This is a genomic window from Polycladidibacter hongkongensis (assembly GCF_001561995.1).
GTDB lineage: Bacteria > Pseudomonadota > Alphaproteobacteria > Rhizobiales > Stappiaceae > Pseudovibrio > Pseudovibrio hongkongensis.
In genome coordinates, this window is the sequence record NZ_LLWC01000026.1 from 38008 (window position 1) to 58639 (window position 20632).

17 protein-coding genes and 1 tRNA gene are annotated in these 20632 nt (G+C 54.3%); 4 read left to right on the forward strand and 14 right to left on the reverse strand.

Going from position 1 to position 20632, the window contains the following annotated elements; genetic code table 11:
• Positions 1 to 98 precede the first annotated feature (98 nt).
• Entirely contained in the window at positions 99 to 1322 is a 1224-nt protein-coding gene (locus AYK82_RS13075) for a DUF2865 domain-containing protein (RefSeq protein ID WP_156453366.1), read from the forward strand.
• Here AYK82_RS13075 and gltX read toward each other — a convergent pair.
• From gltX to rpiA, 9 genes are all read right to left on the reverse strand, one after another.
• Entirely contained in the window at positions 1285 to 2649 is a 1365-nt protein-coding gene (gltX, locus tag AYK82_RS13080) for a glutamate--tRNA ligase (protein WP_068316588.1), read from the reverse strand. The two genes, AYK82_RS13075 and gltX, sit on opposite strands and share 38 nt — an antisense overlap.
• A 90-nt stretch (positions 2650 to 2739) precedes the next feature.
• Positions 2740 to 4005 (reverse strand): MFS transporter, encoded by a 1266-nt coding sequence (locus tag AYK82_RS13085; RefSeq protein ID WP_068316592.1) that lies wholly within the window; start codon positions 4003 to 4005, stop codon positions 2740 to 2742.
• Between the two features lie 407 nt (positions 4006 to 4412).
• Positions 4413 to 6116 (reverse strand): NAD+ synthase, encoded by a 1704-nt coding sequence (locus tag AYK82_RS13090; RefSeq protein WP_068316605.1) that lies wholly within the window; start codon positions 6114 to 6116, stop codon positions 4413 to 4415.
• 182 nt (positions 6117 to 6298) lie between these two features.
• Positions 6299 to 6880 (reverse strand): response regulator, encoded by a 582-nt coding sequence (locus tag AYK82_RS13095; protein ID WP_208976498.1) that lies wholly within the window; start codon positions 6878 to 6880, stop codon positions 6299 to 6301.
• A gap of 177 nt (positions 6881 to 7057) precedes the next feature.
• Positions 7058 to 8419: a class II 3-deoxy-7-phosphoheptulonate synthase gene (locus AYK82_RS13100; protein WP_068316608.1), complete on the reverse strand. Its 1362-nt coding sequence runs from the start codon at positions 8417 to 8419 to the stop codon at positions 7058 to 7060.
• 253 nt (positions 8420 to 8672) lie between these two features.
• The gene (locus AYK82_RS13105; protein ID WP_068316611.1) at positions 8673 to 9326 is read right to left on the reverse strand and encodes a gamma-glutamylcyclotransferase family protein; all 654 of its coding nucleotides are present in this window, start codon (positions 9324 to 9326) and stop codon (positions 8673 to 8675) included.
• Positions 9327 to 9514: 188 nt separating this feature from the next.
• Positions 9515 to 10894 (reverse strand): glutathione-disulfide reductase, encoded by a 1380-nt coding sequence (gene gor / locus AYK82_RS13110; RefSeq protein WP_068316619.1) that lies wholly within the window; start codon positions 10892 to 10894, stop codon positions 9515 to 9517.
• 196 nt (positions 10895 to 11090) lie between these two features.
• A complete protein-coding gene (locus AYK82_RS13115; protein ID WP_068316622.1) occupies positions 11091 to 11600 on the reverse strand; it encodes a DUF2059 domain-containing protein in 510 nt (169 codons plus the stop codon).
• A gap of 71 nt (positions 11601 to 11671) precedes the next feature.
• Entirely contained in the window at positions 11672 to 12361 is a 690-nt protein-coding gene (rpiA, locus tag AYK82_RS13120) for a ribose-5-phosphate isomerase RpiA (RefSeq protein ID WP_068316626.1), read from the reverse strand.
• A 196-nt stretch (positions 12362 to 12557) separates the two neighbouring features.
• On the opposite strand from rpiA, the gene AYK82_RS13125 reads away from it, so the two are divergent.
• The 3 genes from AYK82_RS13125 to AYK82_RS13135 all read left to right on the forward strand — a co-directional run bounded on the left by AYK82_RS13125 (position 12558) and on the right by AYK82_RS13135 (position 14418).
• On the forward strand, positions 12558 to 13235 hold the full coding sequence (locus tag AYK82_RS13125; protein WP_068316634.1) for an HAD family hydrolase: 678 nt from the start codon (positions 12558 to 12560) through the stop codon (positions 13233 to 13235).
• An 83-nt stretch (positions 13236 to 13318) separates the two neighbouring features.
• On the forward strand, positions 13319 to 14011 hold the full coding sequence (locus AYK82_RS13130) for a formylglycine-generating enzyme family protein (protein WP_068316637.1): 693 nt from the start codon (positions 13319 to 13321) through the stop codon (positions 14009 to 14011).
• Between the two features lie 332 nt (positions 14012 to 14343).
• A tRNA-Val gene (locus AYK82_RS13135) sits at positions 14344 to 14418 on the forward strand.
• Between the two features lie 79 nt (positions 14419 to 14497).
• Here AYK82_RS13135 and trpB read toward each other — a convergent pair.
• The 5 genes from trpB to AYK82_RS13160 form a co-directional block, all read right to left on the reverse strand.
• Complete coding sequence (gene trpB / locus AYK82_RS13140; RefSeq protein WP_068316640.1) at positions 14498 to 15748, reverse strand: tryptophan synthase subunit beta; 1251 nt, start codon at positions 15746 to 15748, stop codon at positions 14498 to 14500.
• 170 nt (positions 15749 to 15918) lie between these two features.
• A complete protein-coding gene (locus tag AYK82_RS13145) occupies positions 15919 to 17502 on the reverse strand; it encodes an ABC transporter substrate-binding protein (RefSeq protein ID WP_068317308.1) in 1584 nt (527 codons plus the stop codon).
• Between the two features lie 552 nt (positions 17503 to 18054).
• Complete coding sequence (locus AYK82_RS13150; RefSeq protein ID WP_068316642.1) at positions 18055 to 18885, reverse strand: dipeptide ABC transporter ATP-binding protein; 831 nt, start codon at positions 18883 to 18885, stop codon at positions 18055 to 18057.
• Complete coding sequence (locus AYK82_RS13155; RefSeq protein WP_068316644.1) at positions 18885 to 19727, reverse strand: ABC transporter ATP-binding protein; 843 nt, start codon at positions 19725 to 19727, stop codon at positions 18885 to 18887. The genes AYK82_RS13150 and AYK82_RS13155 overlap by 1 nt, the downstream gene beginning before the upstream one ends.
• A gap of 3 nt (positions 19728 to 19730) precedes the next feature.
• Entirely contained in the window at positions 19731 to 20630 is a 900-nt protein-coding gene (locus tag AYK82_RS13160; RefSeq protein WP_068316646.1) for an ABC transporter permease subunit, read from the reverse strand.
• Between the last annotated feature and the right edge of the window lie 2 nt (positions 20631 to 20632).

Consider the following 20632-nt stretch of genomic DNA (forward strand, 5'->3'; position numbering starts at 1 on the left):
GCTTGATTTTTGGCCCTGCATTGGCCACAGAAAGACATGGTCACGGGTTTGCACCCTCTGTGCAAAATCAAGGGCAGATAGCGGGCGGGCAGCAAAAAATGGATCAGGTTTTGCCAAACACAAGTAATTGCAGAAAAAACCCATGGGCGCAGCGGGCGGCGCTGGTTGGTCTTGCGGTCAGCGCATTGATCATAAGCCTTGAGAGCAGCTTCGCGCGGCCGCTGGCATGCAACCGGCTGGAAGAAGAGTTTATCGATCTTAGCGCGCGGGTCTCACTGGATCCGGTGGCTGATTCCTATCAAAGCGCTATTTATGATCAACAAGACGCGATTGCGCAGGTCGAGGCAGAGCGACAAGCCAACCGCTGCGGCAGTTTTGATGCCAATATGGCGGTGTGTGAGGGCTATGGTGCGACCCTCGCGCAGATGCGCAATAACCTGTCTATCCTGAAGAACCAGCTGCAAGAGCTTGTCTCACGTGAGCCAATGGCCAAACGCCTGTTTGATGTGAAGCAGTCGCTTGTGGAGCTTAAGTGCAGCCAGCGTTCTGCTGCCACTCCTCCTGCCGGGGCACAGCCTGTTGCTGTGGTGCCGGGGCAGCCTGTGCCGTTGACAAACCAAAGCTGGCAAGCCTCATCTGACCAAGTCGGTGCAACGTCTTCTGCAAACATCACCAGTGGCAACCTTCGTCCGCTGGACGGAGCCGTGAGCGTGCCATTGCCTGGGCAAACGCTAGCTCCAGCGCAGTCTGGCGGGCAGGCAAAAGCTGGCGGATACCGCACTATGTGTGTGCGTCGCTGCGATGGGCTTTATTTCCCCGTGAATGACAGCGCCAGCCCAGCCGACTTTGCCGAGGACCAAAACCTGTGTGCCTCCATGTGTCCGGCGGCGCAGACAGAGCTTTATGTCTATCGCAATGGCAGCGAGAGCGAGCAGGATATGCGCAGCCTTACGGGCGTGCCTTACGGCAACCACCCGCAGGCCTATCGCTTTCAAACGGGCGATGCCCCCTCTTGCTCTTGTGAAGGCAATGGCCAACCCGCCCTACAGGCCTCTACAATAGATCCCGCAGGCGCGCAGGCTGCCTTACAAAGTGGAAACTTGCGCGGCTCGACCACGCTGCCAAGCGCGCACTCTGAACAGCAGACGGGACAGCAGGCTGGCGCTTTTGCCGATACGACAGGTTCGATCATTGTCAGTGATGGCCTGAGCGCGCGAGAGTTTCAGGCATTAAAAAACCCAGCGCCGCAAAAGCCGCGCTGGGTTGAGCCGAAGACCGGTCCGATTAGGAAAGTCGGTCCAAAGTATTTTGATGACCAATAAGCGGTAGCAGCTTTTTCAGGTCTGGGCCATGGTCCAGACCTGTCACCACCTTACGCAGTGGCATGAACAACCCCTTGCCTTTGCGGCCTGTGGCTTCTTTCACAGCCTTCGTCCACGTGCCCCAAGAGGTTTCATCGAACGGCCCTTCGGGCAGCAAGCCTTTGGCGGTTGCCACAAATTCTGTATCTTCCTCTGCAACCACAGGCGTGACCGGGCCGGTTACAACCCCGGCCCAAAGGGCAATGTCTGCAATGGTGCTGCAATTTTCCTGAACCGCGTCCCACAGGGTTTCGTCCAACGCAATTTCAAGCGCCGCTGCGCGTTGCTTCGCCTCAGCAAAGCTGAGTGCATGCACGATTTTTGCAGTGAGCTGGCCAACTTCGGTCGGATCGAACTTGGCTGCCGATTTGGAAATGCCTGAGAAATCCAGCTTACCTGCAAGCTCCAGCAGGTTTTGTGCAGGCTCCACAGCTTGGCTGGTGCCGGTGAGGACGGCGAGCGAACACACCGCCATTGGCTCATAACCGCTGTCGCGCAGGGACGCGATGGACAGTGCGCCAGAGCGCTTGGACAGCCCCTCCCCATCAATGGTCGTCAGCAGGTTATGGTGCCCAAACTCAGGCGCTTTTGCACCCAGCGCCTCAAAAATAGCGATCTGAACGCCCGTATTGGCCACATGGTCCTCGCCGCGGATAACATGGGTAATGCCCATATCCGCATCATCAACGATGGATGGCAATGTGTAAAGATAGCTGCCATCGGCGCGGATCAATACCGGATCGGACATGGACGCCAAATCAACGGTTTGGCGGCCACGAATAACATCGTCCCAGTGCACTTCGGTGCGCTGGAAGGAAAACGGATCGCCTTGCGCGTGATTGGGCAACTTAAAACGCCAGTGAGCGGTGCGGCCCTCGGATTTAAACTGCGCGAGTTGGTCCTCGGTGTATCTCAGGCCTGCGCGATCATAAACCGGTGGTTTGCCCAGCGCGCGGGCACGGTTGCGGCGGCGCTCCAGCTCTTCAGCGGTTTCATAGCAGGCGTAGAGCAGACCAGCATCTTTCAGCTTCTGGGCGGCAGCATCATAAAGAGCGAAGCGCTCGGACTGGCGGTGGATGCTGTCAGGCTTTATACCCAGCCATGCCAGATCTGTCTCGATGCTATCGGCAAATTCTTTGGTGGAGCGGGCCTGATCGGTATCATCAAAACGCAGCACAAAGTGGCCGTTATTTTGCATGGCGAACAGGTAGTTAAACAAGGCTGGCCGCACATTACCGATGTGGATGTTCCCTGTGGGCGAGGGTGCAAAACGGACTGTCACGCTCATGGTGATCGTCCCTCCTTTACGCTTGGACTTGGCAAGAGATGCGCCAAGATAATAGTGTTGCCCTTTGGCTAGCTGTTCCCGCCAGCGCGGTCAACTGTTTCGCGCCTTTGAAGGGGAATGAGAGCCCGCACCGTCCACATGCTTGCGCGCCGCTTTGCGATTAAACACCAAGGCGACAGCAATGGTGAGTGCAACTGAAAGGGCGCACAGAACATATGAAATCTGGCTAACTGGTGCCTGCCAGTCAATCAACAGGCCCGTCACCCCCGGCGACAAAGCCGAAACGACCACATAGGCCGAAAAGAACAGGCCACGAATATCCCCGAGATGGCGCGTGCCATAGGTTTCGCTTAGAGCCGCGGGCGCCAGCGCTGTTTCGGTGCCGATGGCAAGCCCGGCAAGGAACATGGTCACAGCGGCGGATAATTGACTCTCGCCAATGCCCAGCACGAACATGGCAGCTGCAACTGGCAAAAGCGCAGGCGCCAGCAGGCGGCGCGCGGTAAAACGATCGGTCAACACCCCGCAGAGCATGGCAGCTGCCACTGATCCTGCGCCAAACAAGGGCATGGCTTGCGGGATTGTCACTGGATCCCAACCCTTTTCCAGCATCACTGCGCTTTGGTGGAACAGTACGAAAGCGATCGCAAACGGCGCCATTAACAGGGAGAGACTAAGCAGGTAAAACGCTGGCTCCCGCAGCACTTGGGCTTTGGTGGCCTGAGTTTGCGTGTGGGAGGTTTGCTCCTCCTCACCGTCACTAAGCGGCGCATGTGTATTTGGCGTGCGTTCCTGTCGGTAGCAATACAGCGTGATTGGCAGGGCGATAACGACCACACAAGCGGCACTTACCAGCCAGAACTGTCGCCACCCCAGCTGGGCCAAAGACAGGAATACCAGCAGTGGCACCAGCGCTTCTGAAAGAAGAATACCAAGATTGACGATGGACAGGGCTTTGCCGCGATTATTGCTAAACCACTTGCTTGTTGCCGTGGTCGGCAAGTGCGTGAGCATACCTTGCCCGAAGAAGCGCAGTAAATAGAGGGCAAAAAACAAGCTGACAGGTCCGCGGACAAAGGCCGTAACACACGCGGCGACGGCAAGCGCCAGCAGGCTAACAGCAGCCGTTATTCTGGCAGGATATTGGTCTGCCAGCTTGCCAAAGCGGGACAAAGTGAGCGCACTTAGCAGCGTTGCCCCCATGTAAATCATGCCGAATTCGCCGAAACCGAGATCGAACGCGGCGCGCCACTCCTGCGAAAACTGTGCAAGAATAGTGGTAAGCCCTAAGCCAGCCACAAACATAAGAGTGAAGCCGCCGCAGAGCCAGCGTGCATTTTGCAATAGATACAACATTAAAAGGGCTTTCAAAGAGCTAAAGCGGCGCGAGGGAAAACGGCTAAATGGAACCGCTTGATGCTAGCGGCACTTGGTTTGTTTGCAAGCAAAGTCTTACATAGACAAGTCTGCTGGCATAAAAAGGATCGTCTCAAGTAAGGGGGTGAGCGGAGCATATGCAAAGCTGGTCTTGGGGCAAGTGGTTCGGCCAGTTTAGAGCTGCTAGCGGGTGTCGTTGTTTGTCTCCTCGCGCTTGATTTGTTGTTTCCTGTGCTCCCAGCTCTCCCTGTGCAGTTAAGGCCACTTTATGTGGCCAATCCCGTCCAAGTGCTTCCCTTTTTGGGGAAGCCGCAGGACAAGACCTAAGAAAAACCCCGGGGCACAGCACCGGGGTTTTGCCGTTTTCAAGTCATTACGCAGGTTCGCTATGAGCTTGCCACTGGCTCTGTGTGCAGCTTTGGCACTTGCTGGGTATCACGAAAGCAGTTGGTAATCGGGTAGCGTCGGTCACGGCCAAAGTTTTTCTGTGTCAGCTTAACGCCCGGCGCGGCCTGACGGCGTTTATACTCGGCTATGTAAAGCAGGTGCTCGACGCGTTTTACGGTTGCCTCATCATGCCCGCGTGCGAGGATGTCGCGCACTGCCATCTCGTCTTCCACCAAGCAGGTAAGAATATCATCAAGCACGTCATAATCGGGCAAGCTGTCCTGATCGGTCTGGTTTTCCCGCAATTCTGCCGTCGGGGCTTTGGTGATAATGTTTTGCGGGATGACCTCGCCAGCCGGGCCAAGCAAATCACTCAGCTGGTGCTGATTGCGCCACGCTGCCATGGCGTAGACCTTGGTTTTATAAATGTCTTTGATGGGGTTAAAGCCACCGTTCATATCGCCATAAAGCGTGGCGTAACCAACTGACATTTCAGATTTATTGCCCGTGGTGACCACCATGGCGCCAAACTTGTTGGAGATGGCCATCAAAATGACACCGCGGCTGCGGGATTGCAGGTTCTCCTCGGTAATCCCTTCCTGCGTGCCGGCGAATACTGGTTGCAGCGCGCTGGCAAAGCCCTCAACCGGTTCAGAAATGGGCACGGTGTCATAGCGCACGCCCAAGGCATCGGCGCATTTTTGCGCGTCATCAAGACTTTCGCCTGATGTGTAGCGGTAGGGCAGCATAACGCAGTGCACGCGTTCGGGGCCGAGGGCATCAACCGCCATAGCGGCGCAAATTGCGCTATCAATTCCCCCTGACAGGCCTAGCACCACCCCCGGGAAGCCGTTTTTATTGACATAATCGCCAAGGCCCATCACGCAGGCGCGCCAATCGGCTTCGAACACATCGGGTACACTGCTAATCTCCGATGGTTTTGCAATCCAGTTGCCAGCGGCATCTTCATGCCAGTCGATCAGGCCCATAGCCTCTTGTAGTTGCGGCAGCTGCATAATGAGCGAACGATCCGCATTCAGGGCGAACGAGCCGCCATCAAACACCAGCTCATCCTGTCCGCCCAGCTGGTTGGCATAGACCAGCGGCAAACCTGTCTCGACAACACGTTGCACCATGATTTGCATGCGCTCATCAAATTTTCCGCTGTGGTAGGGCGAGCCATTGGGCACGAGCAGAAGCTGGGCGCCGGTTTCTTCCAAGCACTCACAGACTTCGCTCTGCCATGTGTCTTCACAAATGGGCACACCGATGCGAATGCCGCGAAAATTCATGGGCCCGGGATTTGGACCGGCATCAAAGACCCGTTTTTCGTCAAACACGCCGTAGTTTGGCAGATCGACCTTAAACCGCAAGTCGGCAACCTTGCCCTCATCCAGAAGTGCGACGGCGTTGAACAATTTGCCATCTTGCGCCCAAGGGGTGCCGATGAGCATGGCCGGACCGTCTTTGGTGAGCACGGCGAGCTCTTCTACTTTTTGCATGCACTGACGCACAAAGGCCGGTTTCAGCACCAAATCTTCTGGTGGATAGCCACAGATAAACAGTTCTGAATACAACAGTAGATCGGCACCGGCCTGCGTCGCTTTTTCATGATAGCTGCGTGCCAGTTCTGCATTGGCCTTCAAATCGCCAAGGCGGGGGTTGGCCTGAATGACGGCCAAGCGAAACGTGCGGTCTTGCATCAAGATGTCTTTTCAAAGATTAGGTGCGCTAAGCATGTTACGTTAAGCAGGTCAGCCTGAGGAAAAAGGGGCAAACTCTGCCGAAATTCGGTTATGCTCATCCTGACCATATTTTACCGCAAGCTGTCAAACCTAGAATTCTCTACAGCGGCATTTGTCACAGCTGGCGGCGAGATTATGCCTTATAGCTCGGTGCGCTCTGACAAGATCGGGTTGACCAGCTTTTCCAGAGCATCGCGATGGGGTTCCTGAATTTTGCCGGATTCTTTGGCAGCCTCCAGCTTCTTCAAGTGCCGTTCCAAGCGCTCTGAAATATTTGACTTTTCGCGACGGCGCATGGTGGGCAAGCTATTTGGCTCGCGAATGGTTGCCACCATTCTTTCGTAGAGGCGCGCGGGAGATAGCGGCTTGGCGATAAAGTGATTTACGCCTGCATGCATTGCCGCAATGACAACGGACTGGCGAGAATCGGCGCTGATGACGATCACTGGTGTGCGCGATAGCGCCGGGTCATTATCGCGCCGCAACAGGCGCACAAAATCGCGACCGTCTACCGGGCTCATAATCCAATCGCAAAGAATGATGTCTGGGCGCCTATCAATGGCAATGGCGATGGCGTCGGCCCCATCGGCCGCTTCAAAGATACGACGCACCCCAAAGCCGGTAATCATGGCACGCAACAGCGAGCGCATATAGTTGTTGTCCTCTGCAATCAGGACAGAGTACTGCGAGAAATCTACTTCCTCTTGATGCGGTTGCTGCACCTTGGTGCCTCTCGTTTGCCAGCCCTCGTTTACTGGAGCTGTGCAGGAATCATTTTGGCATCATCAGCTGTTGCTGAAAGTCTGTCAAAATAAAAGCAAAGTTTCTAAATATTTCACTAAGTAAAGGAAAGGGCCGCCGATGGCGACCCTTTCAAATGTTTCAAAGCAAAAAGGCTGCTAGCCTTTACGGCTTTCTGCTTCTTTGCGCAGGTTCTCTGCGATTGTGAAGGCAAGCTCCAGCGCTTGGTCAGCGTTGAGGCGTGGATCGCAATGGGTGTGGTAACGATCACCCAGATCTTCGGGTGATACTTCTTTGGCGCCGCCTGTGCACTCGGTTACGTTGCGCCCGGTCATTTCTACGTGCACACCACCTGCGTGGGTACCTTCGGCGCGGTGAACTGCGAAGAAGCTCTCCACTTCACCCAGCACGCGCTCAAACGGACGGGTCTTGTAGCCATTTGCAGTGATGGTGTTGCCATGCATCGGGTCGCAAGACCAAACAACCTTACGGCCCTCACGCTCCACAGCGCGGATCAGGGCTGGCAGGTGCTCTTCAACCTTATCATAGCCAAAGCGGGTGATCAGGGTCAAACGGCCCGCTTCATTGTTCGGGTTGAGGATATCGATCAGCTCCAGAAGGCCATCCGGGCTTAGCGATGGGCCACATTTCAGGCCAATCGGGTTTTGCACACCGCGGAAGAACTCAAGGTGCGCGTGATCTGCCTGACGAGTGCGGTCGCCAATCCACAGCATGTGGCCAGAGGTTGCATACCATTCACCAGTGGTGGAATCGATGCGGGTGAGCGCCTCTTCGTAACCCAGCAACAGTGCTTCGTGGCTGGTGAAGAAATCGGTCGAACGCAGCTGCGGTGTGCTATCAGCCTCAACACCGCAGGCACGCATGAAGGAAAGCGCGCTGGTGATGCTGTCGGCCAACTCTTTGTAACGGTTGCTCTGCGGGCTGTCCTTGACAAAGTCAAGCATCCACTGATGCACGTGTTCCAGATTTGCAAAACCGCCTTGCGCAAAAGCGCGCAGCAGGTTCAGCGTCGCTGCCGACTGGCGGTAGGCCATCAGCTGACGTTTGGGATCAGGAATACGGCTTTCCGGGGTAAAGGCGATATCATTGACAATGTCACCGCGGTAGCTTGGCAGCTCCACATCACCTTTTTTCTCAATGTCGGATGAGCGCGGCTTGGCGAACTGCCCCGCAATACGGCCAACTTTGACAACCGGCTGCTGCGCACCGTAGGTGAGCGCTACGGACATTTGCAGGAACGCGCGGAAGAAATCGCGGATATGGTCGGCGTGGTGCTCGGCAAAGCTCTCGGCGCAGTCGCCGCCTTGCAGCAGGAAGCCGCGGCCTTCTGCAACTTCGGCTAGGCTTGCTTTCAGTTTGCGCGCTTCACCTGCAAAGACCAAAGGCGGATAAGATGCGAGGCGACGCTCGACGTCTGCCAGTGCCTCTTGGTCTGGATAGGCCGGGACCTGCACGATTGGTTTTGATCGCCAGGAATCCGGGGTCCAATTCTCCGCCATGTCTTTTACTCCACTTTACCTCAATGGGGCTGATTGGTAGCCCTCATTTGCAGCTCTGCTTTAAACAGGCCGCTTTGAAAACGATTGTGCTGAAACCTACGTATATTGAAGGCAGCCCGCCGCTTATACACGGGCTGAGCGCGCAGGGCTAGATCGCACCTGGGAGAATGGAGGGAAAAAACTTGAAGTTTTCTCCCTTCAAGGTTTGCTCTACCAAATAGTTTCCCGGCTCATAAATCGCGAGATGGGGCGATTACAGCTCGATTTTGTGCATGGCAAGTGGAGCAAGCTTTGCATCTATCAACGCCGCAAGATCCACTGGTAGGTGCTGCGCCCGTGGATAAAACGGAGCGCCGCGATCCATTAGCATGGGCACGCGGTCCCAGCCGCGGGTGGTGTTTATGAAGTGGTCGATGCCAGCTTCCCCCCAAAAATCATGGAAGCCTTGTAAGACGCAATCCACATAACTTTGCAGCATGGGGCTTTCCACGGTTCCCCAGTGGTAGTTTTCCTCGCTCGCCTGATAGAGAAAACAGCCCTCAGGGATGTGCGCTGCTTCGTCTGCCTGAAAGCTTGTAGGTTCCAGCGTCTGGCGGAAGTAGCGGCTTTCTCTTGCATCAAGCGCGGCTAGATTGCTGCGATGATCACGCATCATCCCGCCATAGATTTTTGTTCCGGCGCTCGGGATCACCGTTAGCGCGCACACGCCGCGACACGTTCCTGCAACCAGCTTGTCCCAAGGGGAATAGAGCCGCCATTCACGTAGCCAGCCGCTCAACACACCTGGAATGACCTGCGCCTCCTTGGGCAATGTGCGGGCGTTGACCAGTGACCCGTAGCCGAAATAGCAGATTTCATCGCTGGCGTTTGCAAGCGGTGCGACGGGTGCGGTGGCGGACTGAGGCATTGGCGTATCCCTGCTTATTCCTAGTTAAAATGATCGGTAGTGCCTGCTAGCTACTACGCAAAGCAAAGGGGAAGGCGGTGCCCTCCCCATATTGAACCTTGTGCGATTTGCACGGGCACTTGCTGTTAGCGGTTAACTACAAAAAAGCGCGCCTTACAACCAGCAGCTTTTTCTCAACTAATGACGCATTATTTGCGGATCTTTTGGGTTGGCACCTTCATCGTCACCAGTTCTTCTGCGGCAGTGGGGTGCACGGCGATGGTGCGATCATAATCGGCTTTGGTGGCGCCCATTTGTAAGGTTACCCCGATCATCTGGATGAGTTCACCAGCTTCCGGCCCCAGAATGTGCACGCCAAGGATTTTGTCGGTATCCGCATCGACAATCAGCTTCATCATGACTTTGTCGTCAGTGCCACACAGGATGGTTTTCATCCCGCGGAAACTGGCGGTGTAGATATCCAGATTGTCGAAGCGGGCCTCGGCCTCGGCCTGCGTGAAGCCGGCAGTGCCGATTTCCGGCTGCGAAAAGACCGCCGTCGGGATCAGATCATGATTGACGTGCCAAGGGTTGCCGCCAAAAACCGTATCGGCGAAGGCATGGCCTTCACGAATGGCGACGGGCGTTAGGTTGGCGCGGCCAGTCACATCCCCAACAGCATAAATGCTTGGGACCGAGCTTTGCGAATCCGGAGAAACCTTAATGGCGCCGGAGGCATCCATTTCCACCCCTGCAGTTTCCAAACCCAGTCCGGCTGTGTTGGGGCGACGCCCAATTGCCATCATGACTTTGTCAACGCTCAGTTCACGGCCAGCTTTGGTGGTTACCAGATAGTTGCCTGCCGCTTGGGGGGCGATGGAGGCGATGTTGTCCTGTGTGACGACGTCAATGCCCTTGCGGACCATGTCTTCATGCAGGGTTTTGCGAATATCATCATCGAAACCGCGCAGGATTTCCTCGCCGCGATAGACGAGCGTGGTTTTGGCGCCCATTCCCGCGAAGATGCCTGCAAACTCAACGGCGATGTAGCCACCGCCTACAACAACGATGCTCTCCGGCAAGTTTTCCATATGGAAGGCTTCGTTGGAGGTGATGATGTGTTCCCCCCCTTCGATGGTGGCATCGACATTCGGGGTGGCGCCCACCGCGATGAGTATGTACTTGGCGGTAATGACAGTGTCACTGGCAAGCAAGCGGACTTGGTTTGGGCCTTCAACCACGGCGCGGCTGTCAAAAAGCTCCACACCGGCTTTGTCCAGATTTGTGCGGTAGATCTTTTCGAGGCGCGCGATTTCGCGATCTTTGTTTGCAACGAGACGGGCAAAATCGAAGGTGGGGGTGCCGTTCAGATCCCAGCCATAAGCATGCGCATGGGAGAATTCCTCAGAGAACTTGGCAGAGTTTACGAATAGTTTTTTAGGGACGCAGCCGCGGATTACGCAGGTGCCGCCGTAGCGGTATTCTTCGGCGATTGCCACCTTCGCACCATGGGTTGCCGCGATCCGCGCCGCACGAACACCACCAGAACCAGCGCCAATCACAAACAGGTCATAATCATAATCGGACATCGTGCCTCACTTATTCCTTTTGGCATACTTCCGGCGATAATTGCCGCCGCATACAAATACTAGGGTAACCATGCAAAAAGACCGTTACCCGCGCTTGGCGTGTAACGGCCCAATGCAGCCTCGCATTACATCGTTCTTTTACGATGAAAATACAAGGGGGAAAGCGGTACTATCGCTCACAGCTTTGTGAACTGCACTAATTTGCCGGATTTTGCAGGCGTGCACGCACTTGCTTGACCATTTCTACAGAAAGCTGATCGCTCCACTGTTTCGCAGCACCAATGGCCAGTGCGCTGAGCTGCGGATTGACTGTGGCGAGTTTCTTACCTGTTTCAGAATTGTAAAAGTCAGCAATCTGCTGCAATTCAGCTTCGGAAAAGCGGCGCGCCCACACCTCATAGATAACGCGATCCAGTTGCGGGCGGCTGGCTGCCATTTTCAGTGCAACTTCGTTCACTGCGGTATCGATTTCGGCAAGCAGTGATGGCTCGGAGCGCTGGAACAATGCGCGGGTTCGCTCGGCAACGTCTGGCAGGATGTTGTCAAATGCAATGGTTGTGCGGGTTGCTGTTACTGCGGCGCGTGCGGCAGCCAAGTGGCTTTCTGAAAACGTGTCTTGTGCCATGACAGGAGTGGTCAGGACAGAAGCAGCAAGCAATGCTGCGGCAGAGCCAGCAATGACTTTGGTTTTAAGAGCGGTTAGCATGTCGGGTTCCCCCAAAGTGTTTGTTAGTGAAGATTGGTTTTAACGGTTCGCGCGTAAGCTGCAAGGGGGCACTAGGCCTCCATTTTAAGGATATCCCCCTCTTGCGCGACATAAGCAGTGCTCGCGAGGCCGATAAACAGACCATGCTCGACCACACCGGGGATGTCATTCAGGCCACAGGCCAATGCTGGCGGGTTCAGGATTTTATCCAAGTGGGCATCCAGAATGTAGTTGCCATTATCGGTGATGAAGGGCGCATCTGCTGCGCCGCGCAGCACAAGCTCACCAGCAACGCCGTTTTTGGCAAAGTGGTCTTGCAGCGCAACTTTTGTAGCATTCAGGCCGAATTGTTGAACTTCAATAGGCAAGGGAAACTTGCCCAAGTGCTCAACAACTTTCGAGCCATCGGCGATGACAACCATTTTTTTTGAGGCAGCTGCGACCAGCTTTTCACGCAGCAATGCACCGCCGCCACCTTTTACGAGGCTCAGCTGCGCATCCAGCTCGTCAGCGCCATCGATGGTCAGGTCCAGTTGCGGGGTTTCCTCTAGCGTGGTGAGTGGAACACCAAGCTCACGACAAAGGGCCTCGCTTGCCTTTGAGGTAGGCACCCCGATAACCTCAAATCCGGCCTCGACCTTTTTGGCCAAGAGGCGGATCATTTCATTGGCCGTCGAGCCGGTACCGATCCCCAATTTTGCGCCGTTTTGCACTTCTTCCAGTGCCGCGGCTGCGGCTTTTACTTTTAGAGACTGGCTCATGGTTCGTGGAGTTCCTCAAATCTGCTTGTAGAGCGCACGAATGCCTTGGCATTTTCGTTTGCTGATGCTTAGCACGGGTCATTGAGCTGCGGAAGGGCGGGAATGGGCTGCGCCGAAGTTTCGCACTACCGGAGTTTGACAGCGAGCGACTTTTGTCTAGTGTGTGGCAAAAGTTTGCAACAATACGGGCCATACAATGACCAAACCTGTCGCGGTGTTCGATCTGGACGGCACCCTTGCCGAAACTATGGGTGACCTGACCGCCTCGTTGAATCACGCTCTAGAATACGAGGGATTCGAGCGGATCGAACCTGAAAAAGTGCGCAAGATGGTTGGCGCAGGGGTACGTGTGCTGGTGCAGCGCGGGCTGGAGTTCAACAAAGTTACACCAAGTGATGACAAGGTTGATCCCATGGTAGAGCGCTTGGTGCGCTACTATGAAGCCCATATTTGCGACCACACGCATCTGTTTGAGGGTGTGCGCCCGGCCCTGAACACTCTCAAGGCCAAGGGTTGGAAGCTGGCAGTGTGCACTAACAAGATCGAAAGCCTTGCCAAGGCACTGCTACGGGCGCTTGAAGCAGATGATCTGTTTGATGCGGTTGTAGGTGGTGACACATTTTCAAAAAACAAGCCGGATGCCATGCCGGTGCTGGGGGCTATCGACATGGCGGGCGGCACCCGGGCAGGCTCGGTGTTTATCGGCGATTCCCGCGCAGATGTAGAGGCGGCGCGCAATGCGCAATTGCCGGTAATTGCAGTTGATTTTGGCTATACCGATGTTCCGGTGCGCGAACTGAACCCTGATGTGGTGATTTCGCATTATGACGAGCTACTTGACGCTTTTGAACGGGTTTTAGAAGCAGAGCGCTAGGTCTGCATTCCGTTTTAGCGATTAACATGCAACACTAAGGGCGCCAGCAATTTGGGCGCCCTTTTTATTTTAAGAGTTGTTAAATGAGTACAGTTTTTGGCCCAATTGGGCTTCGCCTGCAAACAATACCGGCAGGCAGTATCGTGCTGCGTGATAATCGCAAGAAGAGCATCTCCAGCGAGCGAGTATGCAGCTTTTTGTTATCCGCCACCCCTGTTACCGAGGCACAGTTCTCGCAGCTTTGCCAAGGTAATGAGCGCAGTGGCCATAACCTGACCCATCCGGCGGTTCATGTCTCTTGGCTGGAGGCCGCTGCTTTTTGCAACAGGCTATCTGCGCAAGAGGGACTGCCGCCAGCCTATGCCTTTGCTCCCAATGGGAGCGATGCGGCACTTCTTGAGCAAAGCTGCGGCTATCGCCTGCCGACAGAGGCGGAATGGGAGTTTGCCTGTCGTGCCGGCTCGAACGCAAGCAGATATGGCGCTCTTGATGATATCGCTTGGTTTGCAGATAACTCAGGAGGACGCACGCAACCTGTTGGATTGAAGCAACCAAATGCTTGGGGGCTATTTGACATGCTGGGAAATGTCTGGGAATGGTGCGATGACATCTACGATCCAGAGGTTTACGGCACCTACAGGGTGTTTCGCGGCGGTGGATGGGCCGATAACGAGCGCGGGTGTCTTGCAAGTAATCGGCGGCGCAGCCACCCAACCTATGCGATTGATGACCTTGGGTTTCGCGTGGCACGGTCACAACCTGAGCACACAGAGTAAACGCATGCAGTTGCTGCTTGCGACGCGTATCACCCTGCCAGACAGATCACCCACACGGGCGCCTTTACTGATTAGCAAGCGCCGCATTGACAATATTGGAGGGGCAGATTCTAATGTAAGCGTACGACTCAGCGCCCTGCCCCAGATACCGACGTTTTGAGCAACGGCACCGCACTCTTCAAGTTCTTGTATAGATTCATGTTTTGGTGATAGTGCGTTGATTTTGAATCATTTTCCATCTCAAGTGGTGCTTTAGCTTGTTAAAGTGTGCGATGCGTTCTTAAGAAACTGATTCAACTTATTTTTCCGGTTCGCGTGCGGCCCCTGCATTGGGGCGATTAGCTTGGTTGGTTGAGCGCTTCGTTTACACCGAAGATCTCGGGAGTTCGGGCTCTCATCGCCCGCCATTCCCTTCCTCTTCAGCACAACAGAAAAGACCGCAAAAATAAATCTGCGGCCCAATAAGAACTAAGTGTTATTGCGATACTATGCGAATTCCGGCTCTGCTGATTGCAACATTTTCATGAGGTCCAGCTCTTCGCCATAGCCGAAATTGTCTGCGACATAATCCAGATCCTTGTCACCTCGACCGGATAGATTTACGAGGATGTTTTCGCCTGGACTACGCTTTGCCAATTTGAGCGCATAAGCGATCGCATGCGAGCTTTCCAATGCGGGGATAATGCCTTCGTGGCGGGATAGCGCCCAAAACGCACTCAGGGTTTCCTGATCGGTTGCTGCGCCATATGAAACGCGGCCGATATCATGCAAATAGGAATGCTCTGGCCCAACCCCCGGATAATCCAGACCAGATGCAATAGAATGAACAGGAGCAGGCTCGCCGTTCTCATCAGTTAACACGATACACTTGAAACCATGTATTTGACCTGGCTTGCCATAGGTCATTGTGGCCGCATGCTCACCCAGCTTGGTGCCGCGTCCCAAAGGCTCCACCCCATGCAGGGCAACAGCTTCATCCTCTATAAAGCCTGCAAACAAACCCATGGCGTTAGAACCGCCACCAACACAAGCCACAGCATGATCTGGCAAGTGACCTGTCATCTCGACAATTTGCTCTCTTGCCTCTTCACCAACAATTTGCTGGAATGCCCGCACCATTTTCGGGAACGGATGTGGCCCTACGACCGAACCGATGGCGTAAATCGCATCGTCGCCTTGCTCAAGATACGACATAAAGGCGCTGTCTACGGCCTCTTTGAGAGTTTTTCCGCCAAATCCTACTGGCACCACCTCAGCCCCTAGCAGCTTCATTCGCACCACGTTCGGGTGCTCTTTGGCGATGTCCACTTCTCCCATGTGGATTTCACATTGCATATCAAAATAGGCTGCGGCCGTGGCAAGCGCCACCCCATGTTGGCCCGCTCCTGTCTCGGCAATCAGCTTTTTCTTGCCCATATGTTTTGCAAGTAAAGCTTCGCCCATGCAGTGGTTCAGTTTATGCGCACCAGAGTGGTTCAGGTCTTCTCGCTTGAGATAGATGTTGCCACCGCCGATTAGCCGCGAAAGATTCCGCGCATGAGAAATTGGGGTTGGACGCCCTTGAAAGTGCTTACGAATGTAACGCAGCTCATTAATGTAGCTCGCGTCTCCGGCGATACGGTCATATGCTTCAGCAATTTCCAAAAAATGCGGCTCAAGTTGCGGCGGAATAAATGCACCGCCATATTCACCAAAGTATCCATCCTTGTTTGGAAACTGCTTTAGATAGTTTTTCATTGTGACCTCGCCGATTTTATCGAGGTCTAACCTGCACCAATCCCCCGTGTTTGCCCATTGGACAATAGAGGCAGAAAAGCAGATTGCGCAGGAGATTTTATACCTAACAATGTAAAAAGACCCGGCGCATAGCACCGGGCCTCTCTCGTTTTTCCTAGTTTAGGAAAAACTTATTTCAGGTCTACACCGTAGAACTCATGACCACCGAACGGGTTGATTTTGTAATCAACTACGTTGACTGCAACTGGCTCGGAAACGATGGAGTGCGCGATGGTTGCCCATGGAGCTTTTTCTTTGAAGACCACCTGCGCCTGTTCATAGAGCTTTGTACGCTCTGCAGGGTCGGAGGTTACTTTCGCTTTCTGGATCAGCTCTTCAAACTCTGCATCACAGAACTGGGCGCGGTTGGAACCGCCAACACCGTCACAGCCCAGCAGCACTGCGAGGAAGTTGTCTGGGTCACCATTGTCACCGGTCCAACCAAGCAGAACAGCACCGTCGCGATCTTTTTCTTTCGAACGCTTGAGGTACTCACCCCACTCGTAGGAAACAATCTCAACGTCTACACCGATGTTTTTGAAGTCAGACTGGATGACTTCAGCCATGCGGCGTGCATTCGGGTTGTAAGGACGCTGTACAGGCATTGCCCAGATCTTCATTTTAAGATCTTTTACACCTTCGGCTTCCAGCATCTTTTTCGCGGCGACCGGATCAAACGCATCGTCCTGAACGGCATCGTTGTAAGACCAGATGGTTGGCGGCAGCGGGTTTTTCGCTACTTTACCAGCGCCCTGGAATACAGCGTCAATGATGGCGTTTTTGTTGATGCCCATGTTGAGGGCCTTACGCACTTTGACATTGTCGAACGGTGCAACCTGAGTGTTGTAAGCAAGGTAGCCAACGTTGAGGCCTTCCTGCTGCATCAGGTTGATGTTCTCGTCCGCTTTCATCGCTTCGATGTCAGCCGGGTTCGGGTATGGCATCACATGACACTCACCGGCTTTCAGTTTCTGATAGCGAACGGAGGCATCTGGGGTGATTGCAAAAACCAGCTTGTCGATTGGTGCTTTACCCATCCAGTAATCTGGGTTGGCTTTATAGCGGATGACAGCATCTTTTTGGTAGTTGACCATCTGGAACGGGCCGGTACCGACTGGGTTTTGGTCAAACGCGTCTTTGTTGTCGCTCATCTTGTCCGCATATTCAGCGGAATGGATGGAAGCGAATGCCATTGCAAGGTTTGCAATCATTGGCGCTTCTGGACGGGTAAGAACGAACTTGACGGTGTAATCGTCAACCTTGACGATTTCCTTGATCAGGTCCGGCATGGACATAGCAGCGAAGTACTCGTAGGTACCGCCGGAAACACCATGGTATGGGTGTTCTTTGTCGCCCTGACGATTGAAGGAAAACAGCACGTCGTCAGCGTTGAAATCACGCGACGGTGTGAAGTTTTTAGTGGTGTGGAATTTCACGCCCTTGCGTAGGTGGAAGGTGTATTCCTTACCATCTTCGGAAACGTCCCAGCTCTCGGCAAGGCCCGGGATGATTTTGGTGGTGCCGCGCTCGAACTCAACCAAGCGGTTGAAGACATTGCGTGCGCTGGCGTCAAAGGTGGTGCCGGAAGTGTAGAGCGCCGGGGTGAAACCTTCAGGTGAACCTTCAGAACAGTACACCAGAGTTTTCGCCATAGATGGCGCCGCAAAAGCAACGGCAGCTGCAAATGCAGTACCAAGAAGCAAAGATTTTTTCACTTTTTGTCCCCCAAAGACTTTGGTGATTGTACGAGCAGTTTTTGCTCCCCCGCCGCAAGACAATTGCGCCTTGCAGAAGGGTTTATTTTTGATCAAGGCGCTCACAAGCCTGCCGCCGACAGGATGAACAAAATTTCCAACTAATGGAATTATTAGATATCAAGCCCCTTAACCTTGGCGTGTAGACTAGCGTTGATTCTCGGAAAAATCTCCCCCCATAAAGCGAGATGTCCCCGAAATTATCTAGAGAATAGTACCTATTTCGGTAATTTCATTCCGCATTAACGAACATATGCCTCATAATTGTTCATTGTGCCGAAATGTTTTGCAACAAGTGCAAGCGCAACGCCATTCTCCCTTTCCCGCAAATAATGAAAACCATTTGCAGCTGGCAGTAGGCTACTGATATACCTGAAAAGCGCTATAGTGCGATTGTCGAGGTTGACCGGTTAAGCAGTCACTTTTTTAGTTTTTTATCATGGAGATGCGCATAAAAAAGCCGACCACAAGGGCCGGCTTTTTGGTTTTAAAGTTGTTCGGGCTTACACGCAGCTAGCTATGTGCTGCTGCAAGACGCGCTTTGATGTGCTCCACATCTGCGCGCGGTGTCGCGTTGAACAGGGTCTTGGTGTAATCGTGTTGCGGATTTTCAAAGACCGCATCACGCGTGCCATATTCCACCACTTCACCGAAGTACATGACCATGACCTTGTCAGCAATATAGCGCACCACCGATAGATCGTGGGAGATGAACAGGTAGGTGAGGTTAAACTCTTCCTGCAGATCTGCCAGCAAATTCAGAATTTGCGCCTGAACCGACAAGTCGAGTGCAGAGACAGGCTCGTCCAAGATGAGCAGTTTCGGCTTTAGCACCAATGCGCGGGCAATGGCGATACGCTGGCGCTGGCCACCGGAGAACATATGCGGATAGCGGTTATAGTGCTCTGGGCCAAGGCCCACTTTCACCAGCATGTCCATGGCAAAGTCGCGGCGCTGCTGCTCATTCATATCTGTGTTGAGCTTGAGCGGTTCGGTGAGCACATCCCCCACCTTCTGGCGCGGGTTGAGCGAGCCATAAGGGTTCTGGAAGACGATCTGTACTTTGCGGCGCAGCTCCCGGGTGAGCCGATCCTTGCGGATATCGATTGGCTCGCCTTCAATGAGCAGCTCCCCTTCCGTTGCAGGGTCAATCAGCGTTAGAATGCGAGCGAGGGTTGACTTACCGCAGCCGCTTTCCCCGACAACAGCGAGGGTTTTGCCCCGCTCCAGCGAGAAACTGATGCCTTTAAGCGCGCGGGTGACAACAGGCTTGCCGAACATGCCCTCTTTGGTGTGGTACTCGCGCACCAGATTGCGGGCTTCAAGAATGGTATCGCCAGACATTAGGCCGCCCCTCCCTCTTCAAGGTGGAAATCGGAAACCGTTGGCAAACGATCACCCGTTGCGTTTTCCGGCAGAGCAGAAAGCAGCGCCTTGGTGTAAGGATTTTTCGGGTTCTCAAAGAGCTCCAGCACCCCTGCCTCTTCCATCTTGTTGCCTTTATATTGCACAACCACGCGGTCGGCGGTTTCAGCAACAACACCCATATCGTGGGTGATCATGATGAGGCCCATGTTGCTGTCATGTTGAAGATCCAGCAGCAGATCAAGAATCTGCTTTTGAATAGTCACATCAAGCGCGGTGGTTGGCTCATCAGCGATTAGCAGCTTAGGACGGCAAGCGATCGCCATGGCAATCATCACACGTTGGCACTGCCCCCCGGACATTTGGTGGGGGAATTTTTTCAGGGCCTTGGCTGGCTCTGGCAGGCCAACGGATTCTAGCAGTTCCAGAGCGCGAACCTGCCGCTGTTTGCGGTTAAGCTCGGTGTGCTCTTTCAAGGTCTCGCCAATCTGGAACCCCACTGTAAAGCAGGGGTTAAGGCTGGCAATCGGCTCTTGAAAGATCATGGAGATGTCTTTGCCGATGACCTTGCGGCGCTGACGCGCTGACATGGTCAGCAGGTCTTGCCCCTCAAACATCAGCTTATCGGCCCATACGTGCGAATTGTTGGCAAGTAGGCCCATAACAGCTAGCATTGCCACGGATTTGCCCGAGCCACTCTCGCCAACGATGGCAAGCACTTCGCCTGCGTTGATGGAGTAACTGACGCCGTCCAGCGCACGGAAGCGGCCATTGACGGTGTCAAACTCGACCGTGAGGTTTTCAATCTCAAGAAGCGCCATGGGTTAGCTCCTTTTCAATTTTGGATCGAGCGCATCGCGCAGGCCGTCGCCGATCAGGTTGATAGCAACAACGGTGATGAGGATGGCAAAGCCGGGGAATGCCATGATCCACGGTGCGTTTAGGATGAATTCACGGGATTCAGCCAGCATGGTGCCCCATTCCGGGGTTGGAGGCTGCGCACCAACACCCAAGAAGCCAAGCGCTGCGGCATCCAGAATCGCAGTCGAAAACGACAGGGCAGCCTGCACGATGAGTGGTGCCATACAGTTTGGCAGCACTGTTTTGAACATCAAGCGCGGGGTGCGCACGCCGGACACGCGGGCGGCCATAACGTATTCACGGCTCATCTCGGAGATAACCGAGGCGCGGGTCAGGCGCACATAGTATGGCTGCTGCACGATCGCGATGGCGATCATTGCGTTGACGAGTGTAGGGCCGAGGATTGCCACAAGCACAAGCGCAAGCAACAAAGACGGGAACGCCAGAATGACATCCATAATGCGCATGATGATGGTATCGACCCAGCCGCGGAATGTTCCGGCAAGCAGGCCGAGGAAAATACCAACACTCAGCGCGATTGAAACAACGACCACGCCAACAAAGAGCGAGTAACGAGAGCCGAAAATTATGCGAGAGAGAATATCGCGGCCAACGGCATCCGTGCCCAGAATGAATTTCCAGCTGCCGCCTTCCATCCATACTGGCGGCGCTTTAAACGCATCGCGGTATTGCTCGATCGGGCTATGCGGCGCGATGAGTGGCGCGAAGACTGCGACCAGGATCAAGCCGATGAAGAAGTAGAGGCCGATAACGGCGCCCTTGTTGGTGCGGAAGTGTTTCCAGAAATTCACCAGAAGATCCAGTCTGGTTTCCGCCTTTACGTCAATAGAAGCGTCTGACATGG

What these genes read in the sequence shown, in the direction of transcription:
- AYK82_RS13075 (WP_156453366.1), top strand. Translation starts at nt 99, where the DNA reads ATGGATCAGGTTTTGCCAAACACAAGTAATTGCAGAAAAAACCCATGG.
- gltX (WP_068316588.1), bottom strand. Translation starts at nt 2,649, where the DNA reads ATGAGCGTGACAGTCCGTTTTGCACCCTCGCCCACAGGGAACATCCAC.
- AYK82_RS13085 (WP_068316592.1), bottom strand. Translation starts at nt 4,005, where the DNA reads ATGTTGTATCTATTGCAAAATGCACGCTGGCTCTGCGGCGGCTTCACT.
- AYK82_RS13090 (WP_068316605.1), bottom strand. Translation starts at nt 6,116, where the DNA reads ATGCAAGACCGCACGTTTCGCTTGGCCGTCATTCAGGCCAACCCCCGC.
- AYK82_RS13100 (WP_068316608.1), bottom strand. Translation starts at nt 8,419, where the DNA reads ATGGCGGAGAATTGGACCCCGGATTCCTGGCGATCAAAACCAATCGTG.
- AYK82_RS13105 (WP_068316611.1), bottom strand. Translation starts at nt 9,326, where the DNA reads ATGCCTCAGTCCGCCACCGCACCCGTCGCACCGCTTGCAAACGCCAGC.
- gor (WP_068316619.1), bottom strand. Translation starts at nt 10,894, where the DNA reads ATGTCCGATTATGATTATGACCTGTTTGTGATTGGCGCTGGTTCTGGT.
- AYK82_RS13115 (WP_068316622.1), bottom strand. Translation starts at nt 11,600, where the DNA reads ATGCTAACCGCTCTTAAAACCAAAGTCATTGCTGGCTCTGCCGCAGCA.
- rpiA (WP_068316626.1), bottom strand. Translation starts at nt 12,361, where the DNA reads ATGAGCCAGTCTCTAAAAGTAAAAGCCGCAGCCGCGGCACTGGAAGAA.
- AYK82_RS13125 (WP_068316634.1), top strand. Translation starts at nt 12,558, where the DNA reads ATGACCAAACCTGTCGCGGTGTTCGATCTGGACGGCACCCTTGCCGAA.
- AYK82_RS13130 (WP_068316637.1), top strand. Translation starts at nt 13,319, where the DNA reads ATGAGTACAGTTTTTGGCCCAATTGGGCTTCGCCTGCAAACAATACCG.
- trpB (WP_068316640.1), bottom strand. Translation starts at nt 15,748, where the DNA reads ATGAAAAACTATCTAAAGCAGTTTCCAAACAAGGATGGATACTTTGGT.
- AYK82_RS13150 (WP_068316642.1), bottom strand. Translation starts at nt 18,885, where the DNA reads ATGTCTGGCGATACCATTCTTGAAGCCCGCAATCTGGTGCGCGAGTAC.
- AYK82_RS13155 (WP_068316644.1), bottom strand. Translation starts at nt 19,727, where the DNA reads ATGGCGCTTCTTGAGATTGAAAACCTCACGGTCGAGTTTGACACCGTC.
- AYK82_RS13160 (WP_068316646.1), bottom strand. Translation starts at nt 20,630, where the DNA reads ATGTCAGACGCTTCTATTGACGTAAAGGCGGAAACCAGACTGGATCTT.